The sequence below is a fragment of the Bradyrhizobium brasilense genome (assembly GCF_029714345.1).
GTDB lineage: Bacteria > Pseudomonadota > Alphaproteobacteria > Rhizobiales > Xanthobacteraceae > Bradyrhizobium > Bradyrhizobium australafricanum.
In genome coordinates this window covers 1,153,960-1,170,928 of record NZ_CP121669.1, presented here as the reverse complement: position 1 = coordinate 1,170,928, position 16,969 = coordinate 1,153,960, and the positions used below count along the sequence as shown (strand labels likewise).

Below are 16,969 nucleotides of genomic sequence, written 5' to 3'. Positions count from 1 at the left end.
GACCTTTGCTGCTGGTTCATCGGGGCTTCAAGGTACGAACATGTTCGTACACGGCGTGCGCGTGTTGCTCGGCCGCGATGATCTTCAAGGCTGATGCGACCAGCTGTCGCTGATCTCAGGAACTCTTTGTTTCTGATGATTGAAGGCTGTTGCATCGGAGCCGGAGGCGATCCCCGCTTCGCTTGCGAGTTGCAATGCAGAATAGAAAGGCCTACGCTCGACCGACGATTGGGGTTGCCGGTTGATGACTGATGTACCCTTCGCTCACGATCCCGCCGGCGATTCATCCAAGGTCCCGCCGCGTGATGATTCCGCGGTGCCGCCGGCGCATGTAGCGAAAGAGCTGGACCGCATCCTCTCGAGTCCGCATTTCCAGGCGAGCGAACGGCGGCAAGCCTTCCTTCGCTTCATCGTCGACGAGACGCTTGCAGGCCGCGCTGAAAGCCTGAAAGGCTACACAATTGCCTTGGCCGTGTTTCGGCGCGACCATTCTTTCGACCCCCAGGCTGACCCTGTCGTTCGTCTTGAAGCTCGACGATTGCGCCGCGACCTCGATAGCTACTACGTGGATTCGGGCCGGGATGATCCGGTACGCATCACAATTCCAAAAGGCTCCTATGTGCCCCATTTTGAGTGGCACAAAATGGATATTGCCGACGCTCCATCTCGCGAACCTGCCCTTGAACTCCACGATCATTCGACAACTGCTGCTACACGTGCGAATTGGACGACCAAACTCGGCATCAGGCGCTATGCGCCCGTCGCTGCCGCGCTGGCAGCCGGCGTGGCGGCTTGGATATGGCTTGCAGCAAGACCGCCTCCGTCGACGCCACGCGAACCCGCGGTCGTCGTGATGCCATTCGAGCCACTAACTCCGGGGGAGAACACGCGCCTCTTCGCCGTCGGCATGGGGCAGGAGCTGACCAGCAACCTGTTTCGATTCGGAGGATTCCGGCTCTACACGTCGCCCGCGAATGCGTCCTCTACGAAAGGCGACGAAGCGCCCCAACCGGGGCGTCCTCTCGGTGCTTCCTATATCGTCCGTGGAAGCGTTCAAACGAGCGCCGAAGAAGTGCAAGTCACAACGACCGTCCTCAATGCCGAGAACGACGAGATCGTATGGATGCGGACATATGCTCGACCGTTCGATCCTCAGTCGCTCATGAATGTCCAGCGCGGGCTCGCAAGCGAAATCGCAACTGTCGTCGGCCAGTCCTACGGCGTGGTCAGAAACGACATTCGCGCGGATCCACCGAGGAATATGGAAAGCTATCTCTGCGTCCTGCGCGCTCAGGTCTATCGCAGCACGTTCCGGCGCGTCGACTTCGATCCGGCCATGCAGTGCCTTCAGCAAACCGTTCAGCGGGATCCGCAGTATAGCGATGCATGGGCCATGCTTGGGTGGCTGCATCTCGACGCCGGTCGGTTGGGCTATTCAGGTGACGGTAATCCGCAAACCGAGTATGGCAAGGCCCTCGAGGCGACGTCGCGCGCCATCGTCCTGCAGCCGAACAATCCCCTGGCGCTGAAGGCCCTGGCATCGGCCTACCATTTCACGGGACGCTACGCCGATAGCGATCGCATCAGCCATCTGGCGATCGATCTCAATCCCAACGATCCCGACATACTTGCCCAGTTCGGCTGGCGTCTTGCCGTCCGCGGGAACTTCTCGGAAGGCGTTCCGATGCTCAAACGCGCGATCGAGCGCACGATGCATCCCCCGGGATGGTATTTTCATTTTGTTGCAGTCGACCTTTATTTGAAGGGTGAATACAAGCAGATGCTCGATGTCGCCGAGACGGCATCGTTGCGCGATTCCGGATTCAGCCAACTGTTGATTGCGATAGCGAATACAGAGCTGGGGCGCCGCGATGCGACCCAAACGGCCTTGAAAGGAATGTCGCAGTACAAAGCGCTAGCCGATGATCCGGCCGGCTTCTTGCGCCGCAACGGAGCCGCAGATCAGGTTGTCGACGCCCTCATGACCGGATTGCGCAAAGCCCAGGCTCTCGTCGCAAGCTGACGTTCCCTGCAGTTTCGACGCAGCTCAACCAGCATCCTCGGCTTTCGACGGCCATCCCGCCGTCGCCGTTTTTCATTGCGCATGGAATAGACCGCCCGAAGGCGGCCCTCCATGGGTTAGCGCAAACCAAAGCGATGCTTACGGGCGAATGCCGTTCTTTCGCGCGCAATCCCGATAGGCGGAATAGCCCGCCGAGTTTCGGGCGGCAGTCGCCCCGCTCGTCATGTTCGCACCGCCGGCGGCAGCGGCTTCATTCGCCTGCCTGAAGCATTCAGCACGAATTGCATCGACGTTCTTGCCACTATTCTTGGGAGCAGCGTCTGCGGGAACCGCAACGAACAAAAGCAACGCGCCAAGCACTCCTGTCTTCCACATGGTCGTCTCTCCCTGTCGTGGACCAGCTGCCGTACCAGCTCGCCAATCCTGCTGCGCCGGCACGAGAGCATCAGCATTGTTTCACGCGGGGCGGTCATCAAGGTACGAACACGTTCGTACCTGCCTTGCGTACCTGCCTTGCGCAGCCGAGGTCCGAAGGATCGAGCTCGGCATTACCGCTCGCTGCGCTTGCCCCCAAAGCCGCGACGCTCCTTTTTGCGCGACGCTCTTTTTTGGAATGTGCATTTTGTGCCAGCGGGGTACACAGTTGAACCAACGGAACGAAGCTCGTTCAGCGGGATTGATGGGGACACCCTTGTAAGGAGTCCGGAAATGCGACCAACCAAGGCTTTGCTGGTTCTCAGCTTCATCGCATCTGCAGCAATGATACTTCCCTATGACGCACAGGCCCGGCCCGGAGCCGGTGCTCGAGCGGCTCACTTCCACGGCGGAGGAATGCGGCCTGGTTGGCACGGCGGCGGCACGCGATGGCATGGCGGTGGCTGGCACGGCGGCGGCGCGCGTTGGGCCGGCCGCGGATATTATCGCGGTGGCCGTTACTATGGAGGCGGCTGGGGGGTCGGAGCTGCCGCAGCCGGTTTGGCGACTGGCGCAGCCATCGGAGCCGCGACGGCCTACAACTCCTGCTATCAGACGCAAAACGTTTGGAACGGTTACGCGTATGTTCAGCAAAGCGTAAGGGTCTGTTAGGCATCGCCTCGTCCGATGCCGGACTGACTGCATTTCCACCGCGTTCGAGATCACGGAGCGTCCGGCCAATCTGGCCGGGTGTGCGCGAACTGCGACAACGAAGTCCGTGGCCGCGTCGATCGGCAGGTGAGTTTGCGTCTGAAGTCCGCGCGCGTGCGATCGCCGACCCCGTCTGGGTCGGCGTCACGCCCTCGCGCGCTACCAGTTCACGCGCAGTCCGGCTTTTCCGCTGTAGGAGAAGCCGCCACCGTCGAACCGGCTCTGATAGGAAGCGTTGGCATAAAGCGACGTGTTCGTGGTGACCTGTCCGCTGATGCCGGCATTGATCTCGCCCCACAGGCCGCCGAGGCTGGCCTGGAATGGAACGAAGCCGGTGTCCGACGAGAACAGCGTTTTCGGGTTGCCGAGGAATTCGTTCCACAGGCTCGGACGAATCCAGGCCGTCAGCGTGCGCGGACTGTCATCGACCGCCCATGTTCGGCCAAATCGGGCACCGATCCGGGTCGCGAGCGAATCCACGTCCGCAAAGCGGATTTGCGCCGCGATGTCGCTGGCGTCGTTGATGTGGATGTTCTGATACACCAGTTGCGCCTGCGGCTCGATGAAGAAGCCGCCGGCGAACTTGAAGGGATATCCGCCCTCCACCGACGCAGCACCCCCCTGAGCACCGGTCTTGAGCGGCGGAAGGCCGCGATTTGCGCTGCTCGTGATGTCGTAGAATGTGCCTTGCAGGATCGAGTCGATGTACCAGCCGGTCGGCCCGAAATGCGTCCAGTAGCCACCGAGCGTGTAGGCGGCGAAGGTGTTGTCACCCTGGCTGCCATCGAAATGGGTGACCCGCCCGCGCGCGCCGCCGATCGCGAAATACGCCCCCGCCTGGTCGCGCGAACCGTCGGGACTGTCGTGTCGATAGACATCCATGCCCGCCTGCAGCGCCAGGAAATCATAGCTGAAGTGCGGTCCGGCTTCGCCGCCCAACACGCCGAAGCTGTCGCCCTGATGCACGCCGTTGACGCCAAGCACGCGACCCCATCCGACCCTGGCGTTCTCGGGATTGGCGCGGAAGCGTTCGTCCTCCTCCTCGCCCACGCGTTCATGCAGCGTGTCGAGCAGGCTGCGTCCGTACAACAGCGTCATCGACGGAATTGCCGCGTAGAGCGAAGTCTCCTCGCGGTAGTCGGGAATATCGCCGCCGCCGCCGTCGGCTCCGCCTCCACCGCCTCCACCGCCTCCACCGCCGCCGCCACCGCCGCCGCCACCACCGCCGCCGCCGCCGCCGCCGCCTCCGCCGCCGCCGCCGCCTCCTCCGCCGCCACCGCCTCCGCCGCCGCACCTAGGCAAGTTGGGCAGATTGGTGCAGTTGATAAGACCGCCACCGCCGCAGGCACGCAGATTGGGATGACCGGCACAGTCGAGGGTGTCGCGCAAATACCAGGCTTGCGGGTTGCTGGAGTCGACGCTCGAACGATACAGCGAATATTGGTAAGGGCCGGCCAAGACCGGGTGAGACAGGCTGAAGGCACCAGCCGTCGTCGTCGCACCATTGATCGCGTCGACGACGAGGATACCGTTGCCGGTGGTGAGCGCGCCGCCACCGGTCGTGTTCGCGATCTTCAGAGACGTGTTGCCGGCTGCCGTGCCGCCGTTGATGACGAGCTTGTCGGAGGGCGAACCGTCCGTGCCGAGGTACGTATTGAGCCCGATCGTACCGCCCTGGCCGACATAGTTGACCGCCGTCAACGTCTTGTAGCTCGACAGCTGCGTCGGATCGCCGACGGGCGACGTGAACTGGATCAGGCTCGACGCGTTGACCAGATTGGTGACGTTAGAGTTGCCGGTCATGGTCCAGAGCGAATTGTTTTTCAGCGCGACGCTCGAGGTGCTGCCGGAGTCGGTGAGCGCAACACCCTGCAAGGTGGAACTGTCCGCGACGAGGTTGAGCGTAGAGCCGCCGCTGACGTTGAGCCATTGATTATTGTTCACGACCGCAGTCACGCCGGTCAGGCTCACGCCGCTGGTGCCGCCTGGCGCGGCGATCGACGCACCGTTCGGACTGGTCATGGTGACTCCGGAGAGCGTCGCAGCACCGCCGCTTATGTTGAGCGCGTTGGCATCGGCTCCATTGGCCGTCAATGAGCCCCCGGTCATGCTCAGCGTACCACCGCTCGTCACGCCGGCCGCGTGGGTGCCTGCGCCTGATGTGGTGACCGTCGAGTTGCCGTCGAGCGTGACGCTGCCCGAATTGTCGGCCTGTACGCCGCGGCCTCCGCTGCTGTTCGGAACGGTTACCGTCACGCCGCTCGCCGTGAGCGTGCTTCCGGCACCGCTCGCCTGCAGGCCGATCTCGCCGCCACCACTGCCCGTCGCGGCGACACTGCCTCCGCTCAAGGTGATCGCGCCGCCGTCGAGTGCCTTGGCGCCGACATCGCCGCCGCCGCCGGCGACCGTGACCGCAACACCGGTCGCCGTGATCGTGCTCCCTGCAGATTGCGCCAGCAGGCCGGTCTCCCCGCCGCCATTACCCTCAACGGAGACAGTTCCCCCGTTGAGCGTGACGGTCCCGCTCGTGTCCGCTCGCGCGCCAACGTCGTTGCCACCTCCACCGGGCATCGAGATGGTTGTATTCGCCGCGCTGACTTTGCTGCCGGCGCCGGTCGCCCACAGACCTGTATTGCCGCCGCCGCCCGCGGCGTAGGTGATCGAGCTGTCCTGCATGGCGATCAAGCCGCCATTGGTCGACTTCGCGGCCACATTATTTCCAGCGCCGTTGAGGCTCACCGTAAGTCCCGACGCGCTAATCCCGCTGCCAGATCCGTCGGCGCTCAGCGCAGTTCCTCCTCCGCCAAAAGCCGGGTTAATGGCGGATCCCGATTGAAAGACGATCGTGCCACCGCTTTGCGCGGACGCGGCGGTACTCCAGTTGCCGTTGATGCTGGATCCCGAGTTGAAGATGATCGAGCCAAGTGTATCGGCCAGACCGCCGACGCTGCCGCCATTGTTGGGATTGATGGTGACGTTGTTGGTGGTGATCTGAGTGGTGGCATTGCTGGCGTGCACGGCGGGTGTCCCCGTGAGCGTCGTACCGGACGCAATTGTGCAATTTCCCATCGTGAGCGTTACGGTGGAACCGGCTGCCACGGTGCAAGTCTGAGCCATCGCCGTGTCGATCACGATGCCCGACAAAATCACGACAAGCGCGGCGAGCCGGAACCGGCTCCGACAGGCCGCGACACATGGTCTCTGCTTGTTCCTGAAGAACTGGACCAATGATTGCAGGGCGGCGCGCGCCGACGCCTGTTCCATGCGATTGCGCGCGCAAAATCCAAGGAGAGTCGAGCCGGTAAAGCACTTCATTTGCGCCGCCTTCCAAACCTGTCGTTCTCAACAACGTCAAATTGAAAAGAACGGGTTGCTTGGTCGCGGTGCAAAATGCAGAAGCGGCTACAATTCAAGATCGCAAATCATCATCCGACTATCAGGACGAAGATCAACTCGAATGTGGCGATCCGTAACGCGTGCTGCCGTTTGTTGGGAGTTGATGCTTTCGTATCACACAACTTATGCAGTTCGTGCCAAACGTCGCGCGCACGTCCGACGCAACTTGGCGCGTTCTCCTTGCTCGCCGCGACTCCCTGCCGCACCCATGCCGCCTCTGCTGAGGTCGCATTCCAAATCGATCGGCAAGTCACGTCGATTTGATGCCGCGCACGAGATGCGCAGGAACCACTTCCGGAGGTTGCATTTGGTTAGGTGCGAGAAAACGGGAACTCGCAAGCCAACTTGCAGACTTGGCATTCAGTCATGCCAAGCGTCGCAAGCAAACCAAATCCAGGGAGCAAGCCATGATGAGTCTAAGAGTTCTTGGCGCGGCCGTGATAGTGGCGTCCGCAGTTTCGAGCCCCGCATCGGCGCAAGCGGTCTTCTCCAACCCGGCCGCCTGTTCATCTCAATTCGCCAGTGCCAACTGCCTCAACCGAGGAGCCGGGAGCCCGTACGACAGCAGGAGGGGCTATTATCAGCGGCGAGCCGCCTATCGCGAACCCGTGGGGCCGGTGGGAGCCGCTGCCGGCGTGGCCGGCGCTGCCGTCGGAACCGCCGCGGCGATCGCGACCGCTCCCTTCGGCGGCTGGCGCAATTCCTACGCCGCATACGGCACCTACGATCGGCCCGGATACGGCACCTACGATCGGTCCGCCGCATATGGCGACTACTATGCGTGGAACGGCGACTGGAACACTTACGCGTCGCACAACGGCATCGTCTGCAGGCCCGGTACCACTTTCAAGGGGTCCGACGGACTCCCGCATCTCTGCCAATAGGGCTCTTCCGCCCTCAGGCTAATTGATCCAGGCGGCCTGCATGGGCCGCCTGCTTCTCTTGCCCTGTTGCTAGCGGCAGCGTCGTCGCCGGCGCGGCTGCAGCTCGCGTTCGCGCGTGAGCCATCGACGCTTCGATTGCTGATTACGGTAGTAGCGTCGGCCTTGCGTCACGCCGGATGATCGCCGTCCGGGGCCGTGCGCGGATCGGCGGCCTCGTTGCAAAATCCGGTCTCAGCACCAGTCAGTTCCAGCGTCGTTTTGCGACAGAAGTCGGGATGACACCAAAACTGCTTGCACAAACGATCCGGTTCGACAGGGCGTTGATCGCCCGCCGCGACGAACCGAACAGGCCCTGGACCGACATCATCCACGAGCTCGGCGACTTCGATCAGGCCCATTTCATCCGCGAATGCCGCGCGTTGGCTGGCTACGATCGCATCGGGGGGAATGGTGCGCCATTTCCGTTTGACAAGCGCCCGGTGCCCCCCGCTGCGCCTCAACTCGCGTACAGATAGTTCGGCAGCCACAGCGTCATGCCCGGCCAGAGATACATGATCACCATGCACAGGATCACGATCAGCATGTAGGGCATCATGCCGGCGAAGATCTGGTTCAGCGTAACGTGCTTCGGGGCGACGCCCTTGAGATAGAACGCCGACATCGCGACCGGCGGCGACAGGAACGCGGCCTGCAAGTTCACGAACACCAGCGTGCCCCAAAGGATCGGATCGATGTTGAAGTGCTTCAGCATCGGCAGGAAGATCGGCACGAAGATGATGATAATCTCGGTCCATTCGAGCGGCCAGCCCAGCACGAAGATGATCGCCTGCGACAAGATCATGAACTGCACGGGCGTCATGTTGAGCGAAAGCACCCAGCTTTCCAGCAGCGCCTGACCGCCGAGAATGGCGAACACCGCCGAGAACAGCGCCGAGCCGACGAACAGCCAGCACACCATCGCGGTCGTCTTTGCGGTCAGGAACACCGCTTCCTTGGTGCGCTTCCAGTCGAGCGTGCGGGCGTGGAAAGCGAGGATGAAGGCGCCGGCGGCGCCGACGCCGGCGGACTCGGTCGCGGTCGTGATGCCGAACAGGATCACGCCCAGCACCACGACGGTGAGGATGCCGAGCGGCATCACCGACGACGTCAAGAGCTTCAACACTTCGAAGCGTTCGCCGTCCATGCGCAAGTAAGAGCGCGCCGTCCACGCCGCCAGCACGGCGACTGATATCGCGAACCAGATGTAGAACTGGGTGTCCGGTCCCTTTTCAGCGGGCGACAGCTCCTTCGGCTCGACCGGGCTGCCGAGCTGCTGCAGGCCTTCGACGGCTCCGCTCGCGGCGCCGGGCTGCTGGTGGATCACGACGTACCACCAGACCGTGCCGAGCGCGGCTGCGGTCGTCAGGAACGGCACCAGCGAAATGAGGAAGTTCTGCACGATCGCGCCATAGCCCATCGGCTTGCCGTCGATCCGGAGCGTCTTCGCCTTTGCGGGCGAGAGCAGTGCCTTGAACAGGCCGACGAACAGGTTCGGCGAATACAGCGCCGCGAAATTCCTGATCCATTCGGGCACGTTGACGCGGGTCTGTTCCTCCGGCAGCGGCGGGGCGATCTTCGGGTTGATCATCGCCCAGCCCACGACATAGACGAGGTAGAGGAACGCCAGGAAGAAGCCGGGAAGCATCGCCGCCGCATAGAGCTTGACCACGGACTGGCCGGCGACCGCGGCATAGACGATAATCATCACCGAAGGCGGGATCAGGATGCCGAGCGTGCCGCCCGCGGTGATGACGCCGGAGGCGAGCTTCACGTCATAACCGGCGCGCAGCATCGGGTTGAAGGCGATCACGCCCATCAGCACCACCACCGCGCCGACGAGCCCGGAGGCGATGCCCCAGAACGTGCACACGATCAGGGTCGCAACCGCGAGCGAGGCAGGCAGGCGGCGGAAGGCGAGCTGGATCGAATAGAACATCTTGTCGACGAGGGCGCCGCGCTCCATCACATAGCCCATCAGCACGAACAACGGGATCGAGATCAGCACGTCGTTGGTCATCGCGCCGTAGGTGCGCTGGACCATCAGCTCGAAAACCTTGTTGTGCGTCCAGTTCTGCGACGGATCGTAGAAGGCGATGAAGCCGAAGAACATGCCGAGGCCCATCAGCGTAAACGCCGTGGCAAAGCCCATCATGATGACGACGACGATGAGCGCCAGCATCAACAGGCCGAGCGCGGGATCGCTCATGTGTTCAGGTCCCCGCCCATGCCGCGCTGCCGCGCCATTTCATCGATGCGCGCCGCGCCCTCGATGGCGAGCTTGCGCGATTCCTCGTCCACGAATTCAGAGTGCGCGAGCTGCTCCCCGATGACGTCGGTCTCGGCGACGTCGGCAAGCCTGCTCGGCCATTCGCCGGTCTTCAGGCAAACGATGCAGCGGATGATCTCGCCGATCCCCTGCAGCATGATCAGCGCGCCCGCGATCGGGATGACGGTCTTGAAGTGGTAGACCGGCGGGCCGTCCGCCGTGACGTTGGAATGCTCGTTGATGTGCCAGGAATCCGCGGCGTAGAAATAGCCTGCATAGATCAGCGCGGCGATGCCCGGGATGAAGAAGACGAAGTAGAGAACGAGATCGAGCGCGGCCTGCGTGCGCGGGCGCATCGAGGAGTACAGGAAGTCGCCGCGGACATGGGCGTTCTGCGCCAGCGTATAGGCGCCGCACAGCATGAACAGCGACCCGTACAGCATGTTCTCGGCGTCGAAGATCCATGCCGTCGGCATGTTGACGGCATAACGTTTGAACACTTCGATGCAGACAACGCTCATCAGGAGGATCATCAGCCAGGCGGTCGCCTTGCCGACCCAGGTCGAGATACCGTCGATCTTGTACAGTAAACTCTGGACGCTCATGTGAAATGGTTCGGCATAAAAACGATCCCAACGTAACACACGGCACCGTCCGGAGGGTGGTCCGGACGGCGCCCGTGCCGGGTTTATTTCGGCATCAGAGTTTCTTGGCCGCGGCGTTGGGCCCGAAATAATGGTCGTAGGCCATGCGGCGGTTCACCACCGTGTCCTGCTCCCATTGTGTCGCACGCTTGGCGAACGCGATCTGCGACTGCACGATCTCCTTGAACAGCGGGTTCTCGGCCGCCTTCTTCTGCACCACGCCGTCATAGATCTCGAGCTGCTGCTTCAGGATGGTATCGGGGGTCTTGTAGAACTTGACGTTGTCCTTGGTCTGCAGCTCCACATAGTCCTTGGAATAGCGGTCGATCGCCTTCCAGGACATATCTGCCGAGGCTGCGTCCACCGCGTTGGCGATGATCGCCTTCATCTTGTCCGGCAGCGCGTTGTACTTGTCCTTGTTGAAGGTGATCTCGAACTGCTCGGCGTTCTGATGATAGCTCTGCAGCATGCAGACCTTGGAGACGTCGGGGAAGCCGAGCACGCGGTCCGAGGTGGCATTGTTGAACTCCGCCGCGTCCAGAAGACCGCGGTCCATGGCAGCCACGATTTCGCCGCCGGGCAGCGCGTTCACGGCAGCGCCCATCCCCGAATACACATCGATCGAGATGCCGACGGTGCGGAATTTCAGACCCTTGATATCCTCGGGCTTGGTGATCGGCTTCTTGAACCAGCCGAACGGCTGGGTCGGCATCGGACCGTAGGGGAACGAGACGACATTGGCGCCGATCGATTCATAAAGTTTTGCGAGCAACTCCTTGCCGCCGCCATAGCGGTGCCAGGCCAGCAGCATGTTGGCGTCCATCGCAAAGCCTGGTCCCGAGCCCCACAGCGCCAGCGCGGTCTGCTTGCCGTAGTGATAGACCAGCACGCCATGGCCGCCGTCGAGCACGCCCTTGGAGACGGCGTCGAGCAGGCCGAAGGCGGGCACGACAGCGCCTGCCGGCAGCACTTCGATCTTGAGCTCGCCGCCGGTCATGTCGTTGACCTTCTTGGCGTAGTCGAGGGCGTATTCGTGGAAAATGTCCTTTGACGGCCAGGTACTTTGCCAGCGCATGCTGATCGGCCCCTGGGCGCTGACGACGCTCGGCGCGGCTACCGTCGCGGCGGCCCCCGCAGCAGCGACCTTGAGAAAGCCGCGGCGGCTCGAAGTGCTGCCCCTGTTTGATTTGGTCATGGCTGCCTCCTCCCCCCTTGGAACAGCGATCCTTTGCGGATCGGCCCTTTTTTATTGGGACAAGTCAAAGTCTTGCGCCGGGGTTTGGCAAGAATGTTCCGAATGATGCGACGCTACGACGCGGACTGCGGTGATGACGCGCCGCACGACGACCCGACCACGGAAGCGTAGCCGCCTTTCGGAAGAGCAGATCATCGGAATTTTGAAAGAGCATGAGGCCGACGTTTCGGCCCGCCGATCTGCCGCAAGCATGGCGTCAGCGACGCCAGCATCTACAAATGAAGAGCGAAGTTCGGCGGGATGGAGGTGTCGGAGCCAAGCGGCTGAAGACGCTGGAAGACGAGAACACGGCTGAAGCGGTTGCTGGTCGACGCCATGGTCTGGTCGGCATGTGTGGTCCGCCCCGTCCATGCATGGTGTCGTGACGTCGTCGGTGACGATTTCAGTTGCATAAATGTATCCGGCCTCTCGCGAGTGAACTGCTGTTGCAGAGCTCCGAGCACGCGGCTCATGCGCTGACGCCTTAAATTATATAGTTATTTCAATAACATATGAGTTCGCATTCTTATTCTGAATGGTGCGCCATTCAGAACAAACCTGCGAACTCGTATGTCATTGAAATATCCATGTAGTTTCCAAGGCCGCCACGCCTGGCGCTTGACTCGCCGTCAAAAGATGCCTGTAGCCACTACCAGCCGGCAACTCCTACGGCCCGCCATAAGCACACCCCCGTCAACCGGGAGCACGACGCCGGACCCACGTGGGACGCATCATCGGACACGAGAAAAGCGACGGCAGCCGCGATTTCATCCGCGGCGCCAAGCCGCCGCATTGGCAATCGCTGCTCGATCCGGCCGCGGTTCGACGCGTGAATCGGCGAACATCTCCGCCGACATCGGCGCCTCGATATAGCCAGGTGCAACGCAACTGACCCGAATGCCTTTCGCGGCCCACTCGCAGGCAAGATTTCGTGTCAGATGCGCGATCGCTGCCCTAGAAGCGCCGTACCCGTTGGAACCGGAATGCCACCCAGCCCTGCCAACGAGCCGATATTGACGATGGCGCCTCCGCTGCCGCGCGGCAAGAAGCTCGACAAGCGAGGAAGGTGCCACGGAGATTCACGTCCATGACACGTTCCCAATCAGAGAGTTTCTGATCGATGGTACGAACGATCGGTTCTGCGACGCCAGCATTATTGACCAGGATATCGAGCGGCCCGAGCGGCTCGTCCGACTCCGCAATCATCCGATCCGACGTCGGCTTCTGACGATATGTCGGCCACCAAGGAAACGCCCGCACCCCGCAATTGCTTCAGCCGGGGAAGTGACCTGCGCGGGAAGATCCGGCTCTGTCGAGCCGTCCACGCAGTCGAGGCAATCGACCTATCTGGGTTGGGATCGATCGATGGCCCCGCTGTCCAGCAATGGCGCGGCATCGATGTTGTGCGCGTCCATCAGCATGGCCAGCCGCTCTACTGCAGCAAGGATCATGGCCTGCTCCCATTGCGGCAACTGGACGAAGCGATCTGTAAACGTCAGGTGAAGCAAGTCGGGTGCGTTGGCCACGATGTCCCTGCCTGCCGGCGTCGCCGTCAGAAGGAACTGGCGCTTGTCGTTTGCGTTACGCTGGCGCTGCACTAGATCGAGCGCCACAAGCCGATCGACGATCGTCGTGATCGTTGCCTGACCGAACTGAAGCGCCTGCGCAATGACACCCGGCGTGGTTTTCTCGCGCGCGTCGATCTCTCGCAACACGAGCCATTGCGATGTCGTAAGGCCGGTTGCAATGGCCAGCTGGCGACTGCCGATCTCAGTTGCCCGCAGCACTCTTCGCAGGGCGCGCAGCGTCAGTGAGGCGATCTCTGATTTCATGTGGCTTTTCTTATAGCTACGGCCGCGCCGAGGCGAATCGTAACCGGTTCCAAGTCAGTCCTTCAAATTTTATTCGCACAACGAAATATCTACGAAGCTTTTGATGTGAGATCTCAAGCCGATTTTCAAGATTTCGCCACTTATTTTCCTATAAAGTAACGCGCTATATATTTCGGAGAATGAAGCGATTAATTCGAAATCTGAAGCAATAGCCGGCCGTCGGGTCGACGCTTTCGGTGGATTCTCGCCAGTGGCTTTCGACGCCGCTCCGGATGCCAACGAAGCGTTCCAGTTGAGAAAGCCGTCGCCCGCTGACGGCCCCGCGGTTACCCGCCTGGTCGCAGCCTGCGCGCCACTGGACTCCAATTCCGCCTATTGCAACCTCCTCCAGTGCACGCACTTCATGGACTCCTGCCTCGTTGCGGAACGTCACGCGCAAATTCTAGGATGGGTTTCAGGTTATCGCCCGCCTTCGGAACCGAACAGCTTCTTCGTCTGGCAGGTCGCGGTCGCGAAGGCGGCGCGCGGCAAAGGCCTTGCTCAGCGCATGATCAACGCGCTGCTGGATCGCCCTTCCGCCGAAAGTGCCAAGTATCTCCTCACCACAGTGACCGACGACAACGCTCCATCCTGGGCATTGTTCAACGGACTGGCCCGCGCGTGGGGCGCTCCGCTGATCCGCAGTGTGATGTTCGAGTGCGACGCGCATTTCGCCGGTAAGCACGCCACAGAGTGGCTGGCCCGCATTGGCCCCCTGCCAAACCGACAGCCCGGAGCCAGAGATCAGGAGAACTGACGACATGACCACAACAACCACACTTGGTCGCCATACACGACCCGAGCCGACCAGCCATATCCCGGACCGATCCATTTACGAACGCCGGGAGTCGGTCGTGCGGAGCTATGCGCGCACCATGCCGCGCCAGTTCAGCCGAGCTGACAATGTCTGGATGTATGATAATCAGGGCGGACGCTATCTGGACTTCCTGTCGGGATGCTCGACGCTTAATTACGGACACAATCATCCCGCGCTGAAGCAAGCGCTGATCGACTACATCTCGACTGACGGCATCACGCACGGGCTTGACCTGCATACCGACGCCAAGGCGGAGTTCCTCGAAACATTCGAGTCGCTGATTCTGAAGCCACGCGGGCTGGACTACCGCGTCATGTTCACCGGACCGACCGGCACTAACGCGGTCGAGGCCGCCATCAAACTGGCTCGCAAGGTGACCGGCCGTGGACTGGTGATCGCTTTCACGAACGGTTTCCACGGCATGACCCTCGGTGCGCTGGCCTGCACCGGCAATGCCGCCAAGCGCACCGGCGCGGGCGTACCACTCAGCCATGTCAGCCACGAGCCTTACGATGGCTATCACGGCCCGGATCTCGACACCGCCGCGCTACTGGAACGGCGGCTGTCCGACCCTTCCAGCGGGCTCGATGCGCCGGCCGCGATTCTAGTCGAGACGGTTCAGGGCGAAGGCGGTCTCAACACCGCATCGCCGGATTGGCTGCGTGCAATCGCCGATATCGCAAAACGCCACGGCGCACTCCTTATCGTCGACGATATTCAAGCCGGATGCGGGCGCACCGGTCCGTTTTTCAGCTTTGAAGGCATGGGTTTTACGCCCGACGTCGTCACCATGGCAAAATCGCTGTCCGGCATGGGGCTTCCCTTCGCGCTGACACTGTTCCGACCCGAGTTGGATCAATGGTTGCCCGGCGAACACAACGGCACGTTCCGGGGCAACAATCACGCCTTCATCACGGCAACCGCGTCTCTGCGGAACTTTTGGAAGGATGATGAGTTCGAGCAGGACGTCCAGCGCAAGGGACGATTGCTCGCACGACGCCTGGATGCCATCGCTTCTGGATTCGGCCTTTCGACACGCGGCCGCGGCATGATGCGTGGCATCGACGTCGGGTCCGGTGAAACTGCCGATGCCATCACCAGCGCCTGTTTTGCCGCCGGACTCATCATCGAAACGAGCGGCTCACACGACGAAATCGTCAAGGTGCTTGCACCTCTCATTATCGACGACGCCGCTCTCTCGGCCGGCCTCGACATCATCGAGGAGTCGGTCCGCGCGGTGCGGACCGGCAGCTACGGCATTGCAGCCGAATAACGAAAGGAAAGAACAATGATCGTTCGTCAACTCCGCGACATTCGAAAGACCGATCGTCTCGTCAAATCGAAGGGCTGGGACAGTGCCCGCCTTCTGCTCAAGAGCGACGGCATGGGCTTCTCTTTCCACATTACGACGATGTACGCGGGCGAAGAACTCAAGATGCACTACCAGAACCATCTCGAGGCGGTTTTCATACTGAAGGGAACCGGGACCATCGAAGACCTCGGGACCGGCGAAACGCACAAGCTCGCACCGGGCATCATGTACGCACTCGACAAGAACGACCAGCATATCGTTCGCCCGGACACTGACCTCCTGACGGCCTGCGTGTTCAACCCGCCGGTCACCGGCCAGGAAGTGCACGACGAGACTGGTGCCTATCCGACCGATGTCGAAGCGCCGCGCGAGGCGGCCGTTAACTCCTGAAACAACTGAAAGAGGGAAAGGCATTGACAGACATTTACCCATCCCGTCTCACCTCGGAGGCCCAGATGCTTCCGCGTCTCGATCCCGTTATTCATAGCGACTGGAGCGAGAGCGCACCGCTAACGCGGCAGCAGGCCGAGCAGTTCGATCGCGATGGCTTCCTCGTGCTCAAGGATGTCCTCTCTCCCGAGGAAGTCGACCACCTGCAGACGCAGGCAAAGAAACTGCTATCGAGCCCTAACGGCCTCAATCCGGCAACGATCATCGCCGAGCCGGACAGCCAAGAAATCCGTTCGGTCTTCGAGATCCACTCTCAGAGTAGAGTGATCGGGCGCCTCGCCGCCGACGCACGCTTGGCCGGCATCGCTCAGTTCCTGCTGAACGACAAGGTCTACATCCATCAGTCACGCCTGAACTACAAGCCCGGCTTCGAAGGCAAGGAGTTCTACTGGCACTCCGACTTCGAGACTTGGCACGTGGAAGACGGCATGCCGCGCATGCGAGCACTCTCCATGTCAGTCCTGCTGGCGGAAAATACGCCGGACAATGGCCCCCTGATGCTGATGCCCGGATCGCACCGCGTCTTCCTGACCTGTATTGGTGCGACGCCGGAAGACCACTATCGCACGTCACTGAAGAAGCAGGAGTATGGCGTGCCCGACCGGCAAAGTCTGACCGAGTTGGCGCACCGCCACGGCATCGTGGCGCCGACCGGTAAGGCGGGCACGGTGGTGATCTTCGATTGCAACACGATGCACGGATCGAACGGCAACATCACGCCATTTCCACGCGCTAACGCGTTCTTCGTCTATAACGCCGTGAGCAACCGGCTGCAGGCGCCATTCGGCGTTAAAAAACCGCGGCCGAGCTTCGTTGCCGCGCGCAGCGACCCGAAAGCTCTCGTGCCTCAGCACGGCCCGTTGATGGAGGATGCTCTCGCATGAGCGGTTTTCATAGTGTCGAGAAGA

At 61.7% G+C, this 16,969-nt stretch carries 15 protein-coding genes and 1 pseudogene; 8 read left to right on the top strand and 8 right to left on the bottom strand.

Going from position 1 to position 16,969, the window contains the following annotated elements:
- Positions 1-244: 244 nt before the first annotated feature.
- Positions 245-2,023, top strand: a complete 1,779-nt coding sequence (locus QA635_RS05285; protein ID WP_283067527.1) for a tetratricopeptide repeat protein — start codon at positions 245-247, stop codon at positions 2,021-2,023.
- A 138-nt stretch (positions 2,024-2,161) separates the two neighbouring features.
- Here the strand turns inward: QA635_RS05285 and QA635_RS05280 are convergent, their stop codons facing one another.
- Complete coding sequence (locus QA635_RS05280; RefSeq protein ID WP_283067525.1) at positions 2,162-2,398, bottom strand: hypothetical protein; 237 nt, start codon at positions 2,396-2,398, stop codon at positions 2,162-2,164.
- Positions 2,399-3,307: 909 nt separating this feature from the next.
- Positions 3,308-6,166: an autotransporter family protein gene (locus QA635_RS05275; protein WP_283067523.1), complete on the bottom strand. Its 2,859-nt coding sequence runs from the start codon at positions 6,164-6,166 to the stop codon at positions 3,308-3,310.
- A 986-nt stretch (positions 6,167-7,152) separates the two neighbouring features.
- Here QA635_RS05275 and QA635_RS41560 point away from each other — a divergent pair.
- Both QA635_RS41560 and QA635_RS05265 read left to right on the top strand, forming a co-directional pair.
- Entirely contained in the window at positions 7,153-7,428 is a 276-nt protein-coding gene (locus QA635_RS41560; RefSeq protein WP_341850414.1) for a hypothetical protein, read from the top strand.
- A 176-nt stretch (positions 7,429-7,604) separates the two neighbouring features.
- Positions 7,605-7,943: a helix-turn-helix domain-containing protein gene (locus QA635_RS05265; protein WP_283067519.1), complete on the top strand. Its 339-nt coding sequence runs from the start codon at positions 7,605-7,607 to the stop codon at positions 7,941-7,943.
- On the opposite strand, the gene QA635_RS05260 is transcribed toward QA635_RS05265, so the two are convergent.
- From QA635_RS05260 to QA635_RS05250, 3 genes are all read right to left on the bottom strand, one after another.
- Positions 7,925-9,673, bottom strand: coding sequence for a TRAP transporter large permease (locus QA635_RS05260; protein ID WP_092080283.1), 1,749 nt, complete (start codon positions 9,671-9,673; stop codon positions 7,925-7,927). The two genes, QA635_RS05265 and QA635_RS05260, sit on opposite strands and share 19 nt — an antisense overlap.
- Positions 9,670-10,338 carry a TRAP transporter small permease subunit gene (locus QA635_RS05255; RefSeq protein ID WP_283067516.1) on the bottom strand — a complete coding sequence of 223 codons (669 nt, stop codon included), beginning with the start codon at positions 10,336-10,338 and terminating at the stop codon, positions 9,670-9,672. Before QA635_RS05255 ends, QA635_RS05260 begins: the two co-directional genes overlap by 4 nt.
- 94 nt (positions 10,339-10,432) lie before the next feature.
- Entirely contained in the window at positions 10,433-11,572 is a 1,140-nt protein-coding gene (locus tag QA635_RS05250) for a TRAP transporter substrate-binding protein (RefSeq protein ID WP_283067514.1), read from the bottom strand.
- A 133-nt stretch (positions 11,573-11,705) separates the two neighbouring features.
- Here QA635_RS05250 and QA635_RS05245 point away from each other — a divergent pair.
- Positions 11,706-11,953, top strand: a pseudogene (locus tag QA635_RS05245) (transposase); the annotation flags it as partial.
- A gap of 425 nt (positions 11,954-12,378) precedes the next feature.
- Here the strand turns inward: QA635_RS05245 and QA635_RS41695 are convergent.
- The 3 genes from QA635_RS41695 to QA635_RS05235 all read right to left on the bottom strand — a co-directional run bounded on the left by QA635_RS41695 (position 12,379) and on the right by QA635_RS05235 (position 13,443).
- Entirely contained in the window at positions 12,379-12,684 is a 306-nt protein-coding gene (locus QA635_RS41695; protein ID WP_253606499.1) for an SDR family oxidoreductase, read from the bottom strand.
- The gene (locus tag QA635_RS41690) at positions 12,566-12,817 is read right to left on the bottom strand and encodes an SDR family NAD(P)-dependent oxidoreductase (protein WP_425249133.1); all 252 of its coding nucleotides are present in this window, start codon (positions 12,815-12,817) and stop codon (positions 12,566-12,568) included. The genes QA635_RS41695 and QA635_RS41690 overlap by 119 nt, the downstream gene beginning before the upstream one ends.
- A 137-nt stretch (positions 12,818-12,954) precedes the next feature.
- Positions 12,955-13,443: a MarR family winged helix-turn-helix transcriptional regulator gene (locus tag QA635_RS05235; protein ID WP_057017678.1), complete on the bottom strand. Its 489-nt coding sequence runs from the start codon at positions 13,441-13,443 to the stop codon at positions 12,955-12,957.
- Positions 13,444-13,693: 250 nt separating this feature from the next.
- Here QA635_RS05235 and ectA point away from each other — a divergent pair, with 250 nt between their 5' ends.
- The 4 genes from ectA to thpD all read left to right on the top strand — a co-directional run bounded on the left by ectA (position 13,694) and on the right by thpD (position 16,945).
- Complete coding sequence (ectA, locus tag QA635_RS05230; protein ID WP_283067511.1) at positions 13,694-14,239, top strand: diaminobutyrate acetyltransferase; 546 nt, start codon at positions 13,694-13,696, stop codon at positions 14,237-14,239.
- A 4-nt stretch (positions 14,240-14,243) separates the two neighbouring features.
- Complete coding sequence (gene ectB / locus QA635_RS05225; protein ID WP_283067509.1) at positions 14,244-15,572, top strand: diaminobutyrate--2-oxoglutarate transaminase; 1,329 nt, start codon at positions 14,244-14,246, stop codon at positions 15,570-15,572.
- Between the two features lie 15 nt (positions 15,573-15,587).
- On the top strand, positions 15,588-16,001 hold the full coding sequence (locus QA635_RS05220) for an ectoine synthase (RefSeq protein WP_283067507.1): 414 nt from the start codon (positions 15,588-15,590) through the stop codon (positions 15,999-16,001).
- A 65-nt stretch (positions 16,002-16,066) separates the two neighbouring features.
- Complete coding sequence (gene thpD / locus QA635_RS05215; RefSeq protein ID WP_283067505.1) at positions 16,067-16,945, top strand: ectoine hydroxylase; 879 nt, start codon at positions 16,067-16,069, stop codon at positions 16,943-16,945.
- Positions 16,946-16,969: the final 24 nt, after the last annotated feature.

Coding starts and splice junctions, on each gene's coding strand:
- QA635_RS05260 (WP_092080283.1), bottom strand. CDS start 9,673: ATGAGCGATCCCGCGCTCGGCCTGTTGATGCTGGCGCTCATCGTCGTC.
- ectB (WP_283067509.1), top strand. CDS start 14,244: ATGACCACAACAACCACACTTGGTCGCCATACACGACCCGAGCCGACC.
- QA635_RS41690 (WP_425249133.1), bottom strand. CDS start 12,817: ATGATTGCGGAGTCGGACGAGCCGCTCGGGCCGCTCGATATCCTGGTC.
- QA635_RS05255 (WP_283067516.1), bottom strand. CDS start 10,338: ATGAGCGTCCAGAGTTTACTGTACAAGATCGACGGTATCTCGACCTGG.
- QA635_RS05235 (WP_057017678.1), bottom strand. CDS start 13,443: ATGAAATCAGAGATCGCCTCACTGACGCTGCGCGCCCTGCGAAGAGTG.
- thpD (WP_283067505.1), top strand. CDS start 16,067: ATGCTTCCGCGTCTCGATCCCGTTATTCATAGCGACTGGAGCGAGAGC.
- QA635_RS05285 (WP_283067527.1), top strand. CDS start 245: ATGACTGATGTACCCTTCGCTCACGATCCCGCCGGCGATTCATCCAAG.
- QA635_RS05250 (WP_283067514.1), bottom strand. CDS start 11,572: ATGACCAAATCAAACAGGGGCAGCACTTCGAGCCGCCGCGGCTTTCTC.
- QA635_RS05265 (WP_283067519.1), top strand. CDS start 7,605: ATGATCGCCGTCCGGGGCCGTGCGCGGATCGGCGGCCTCGTTGCAAAA.
- QA635_RS05280 (WP_283067525.1), bottom strand. CDS start 2,398: ATGTGGAAGACAGGAGTGCTTGGCGCGTTGCTTTTGTTCGTTGCGGTT.
- QA635_RS05220 (WP_283067507.1), top strand. CDS start 15,588: ATGATCGTTCGTCAACTCCGCGACATTCGAAAGACCGATCGTCTCGTC.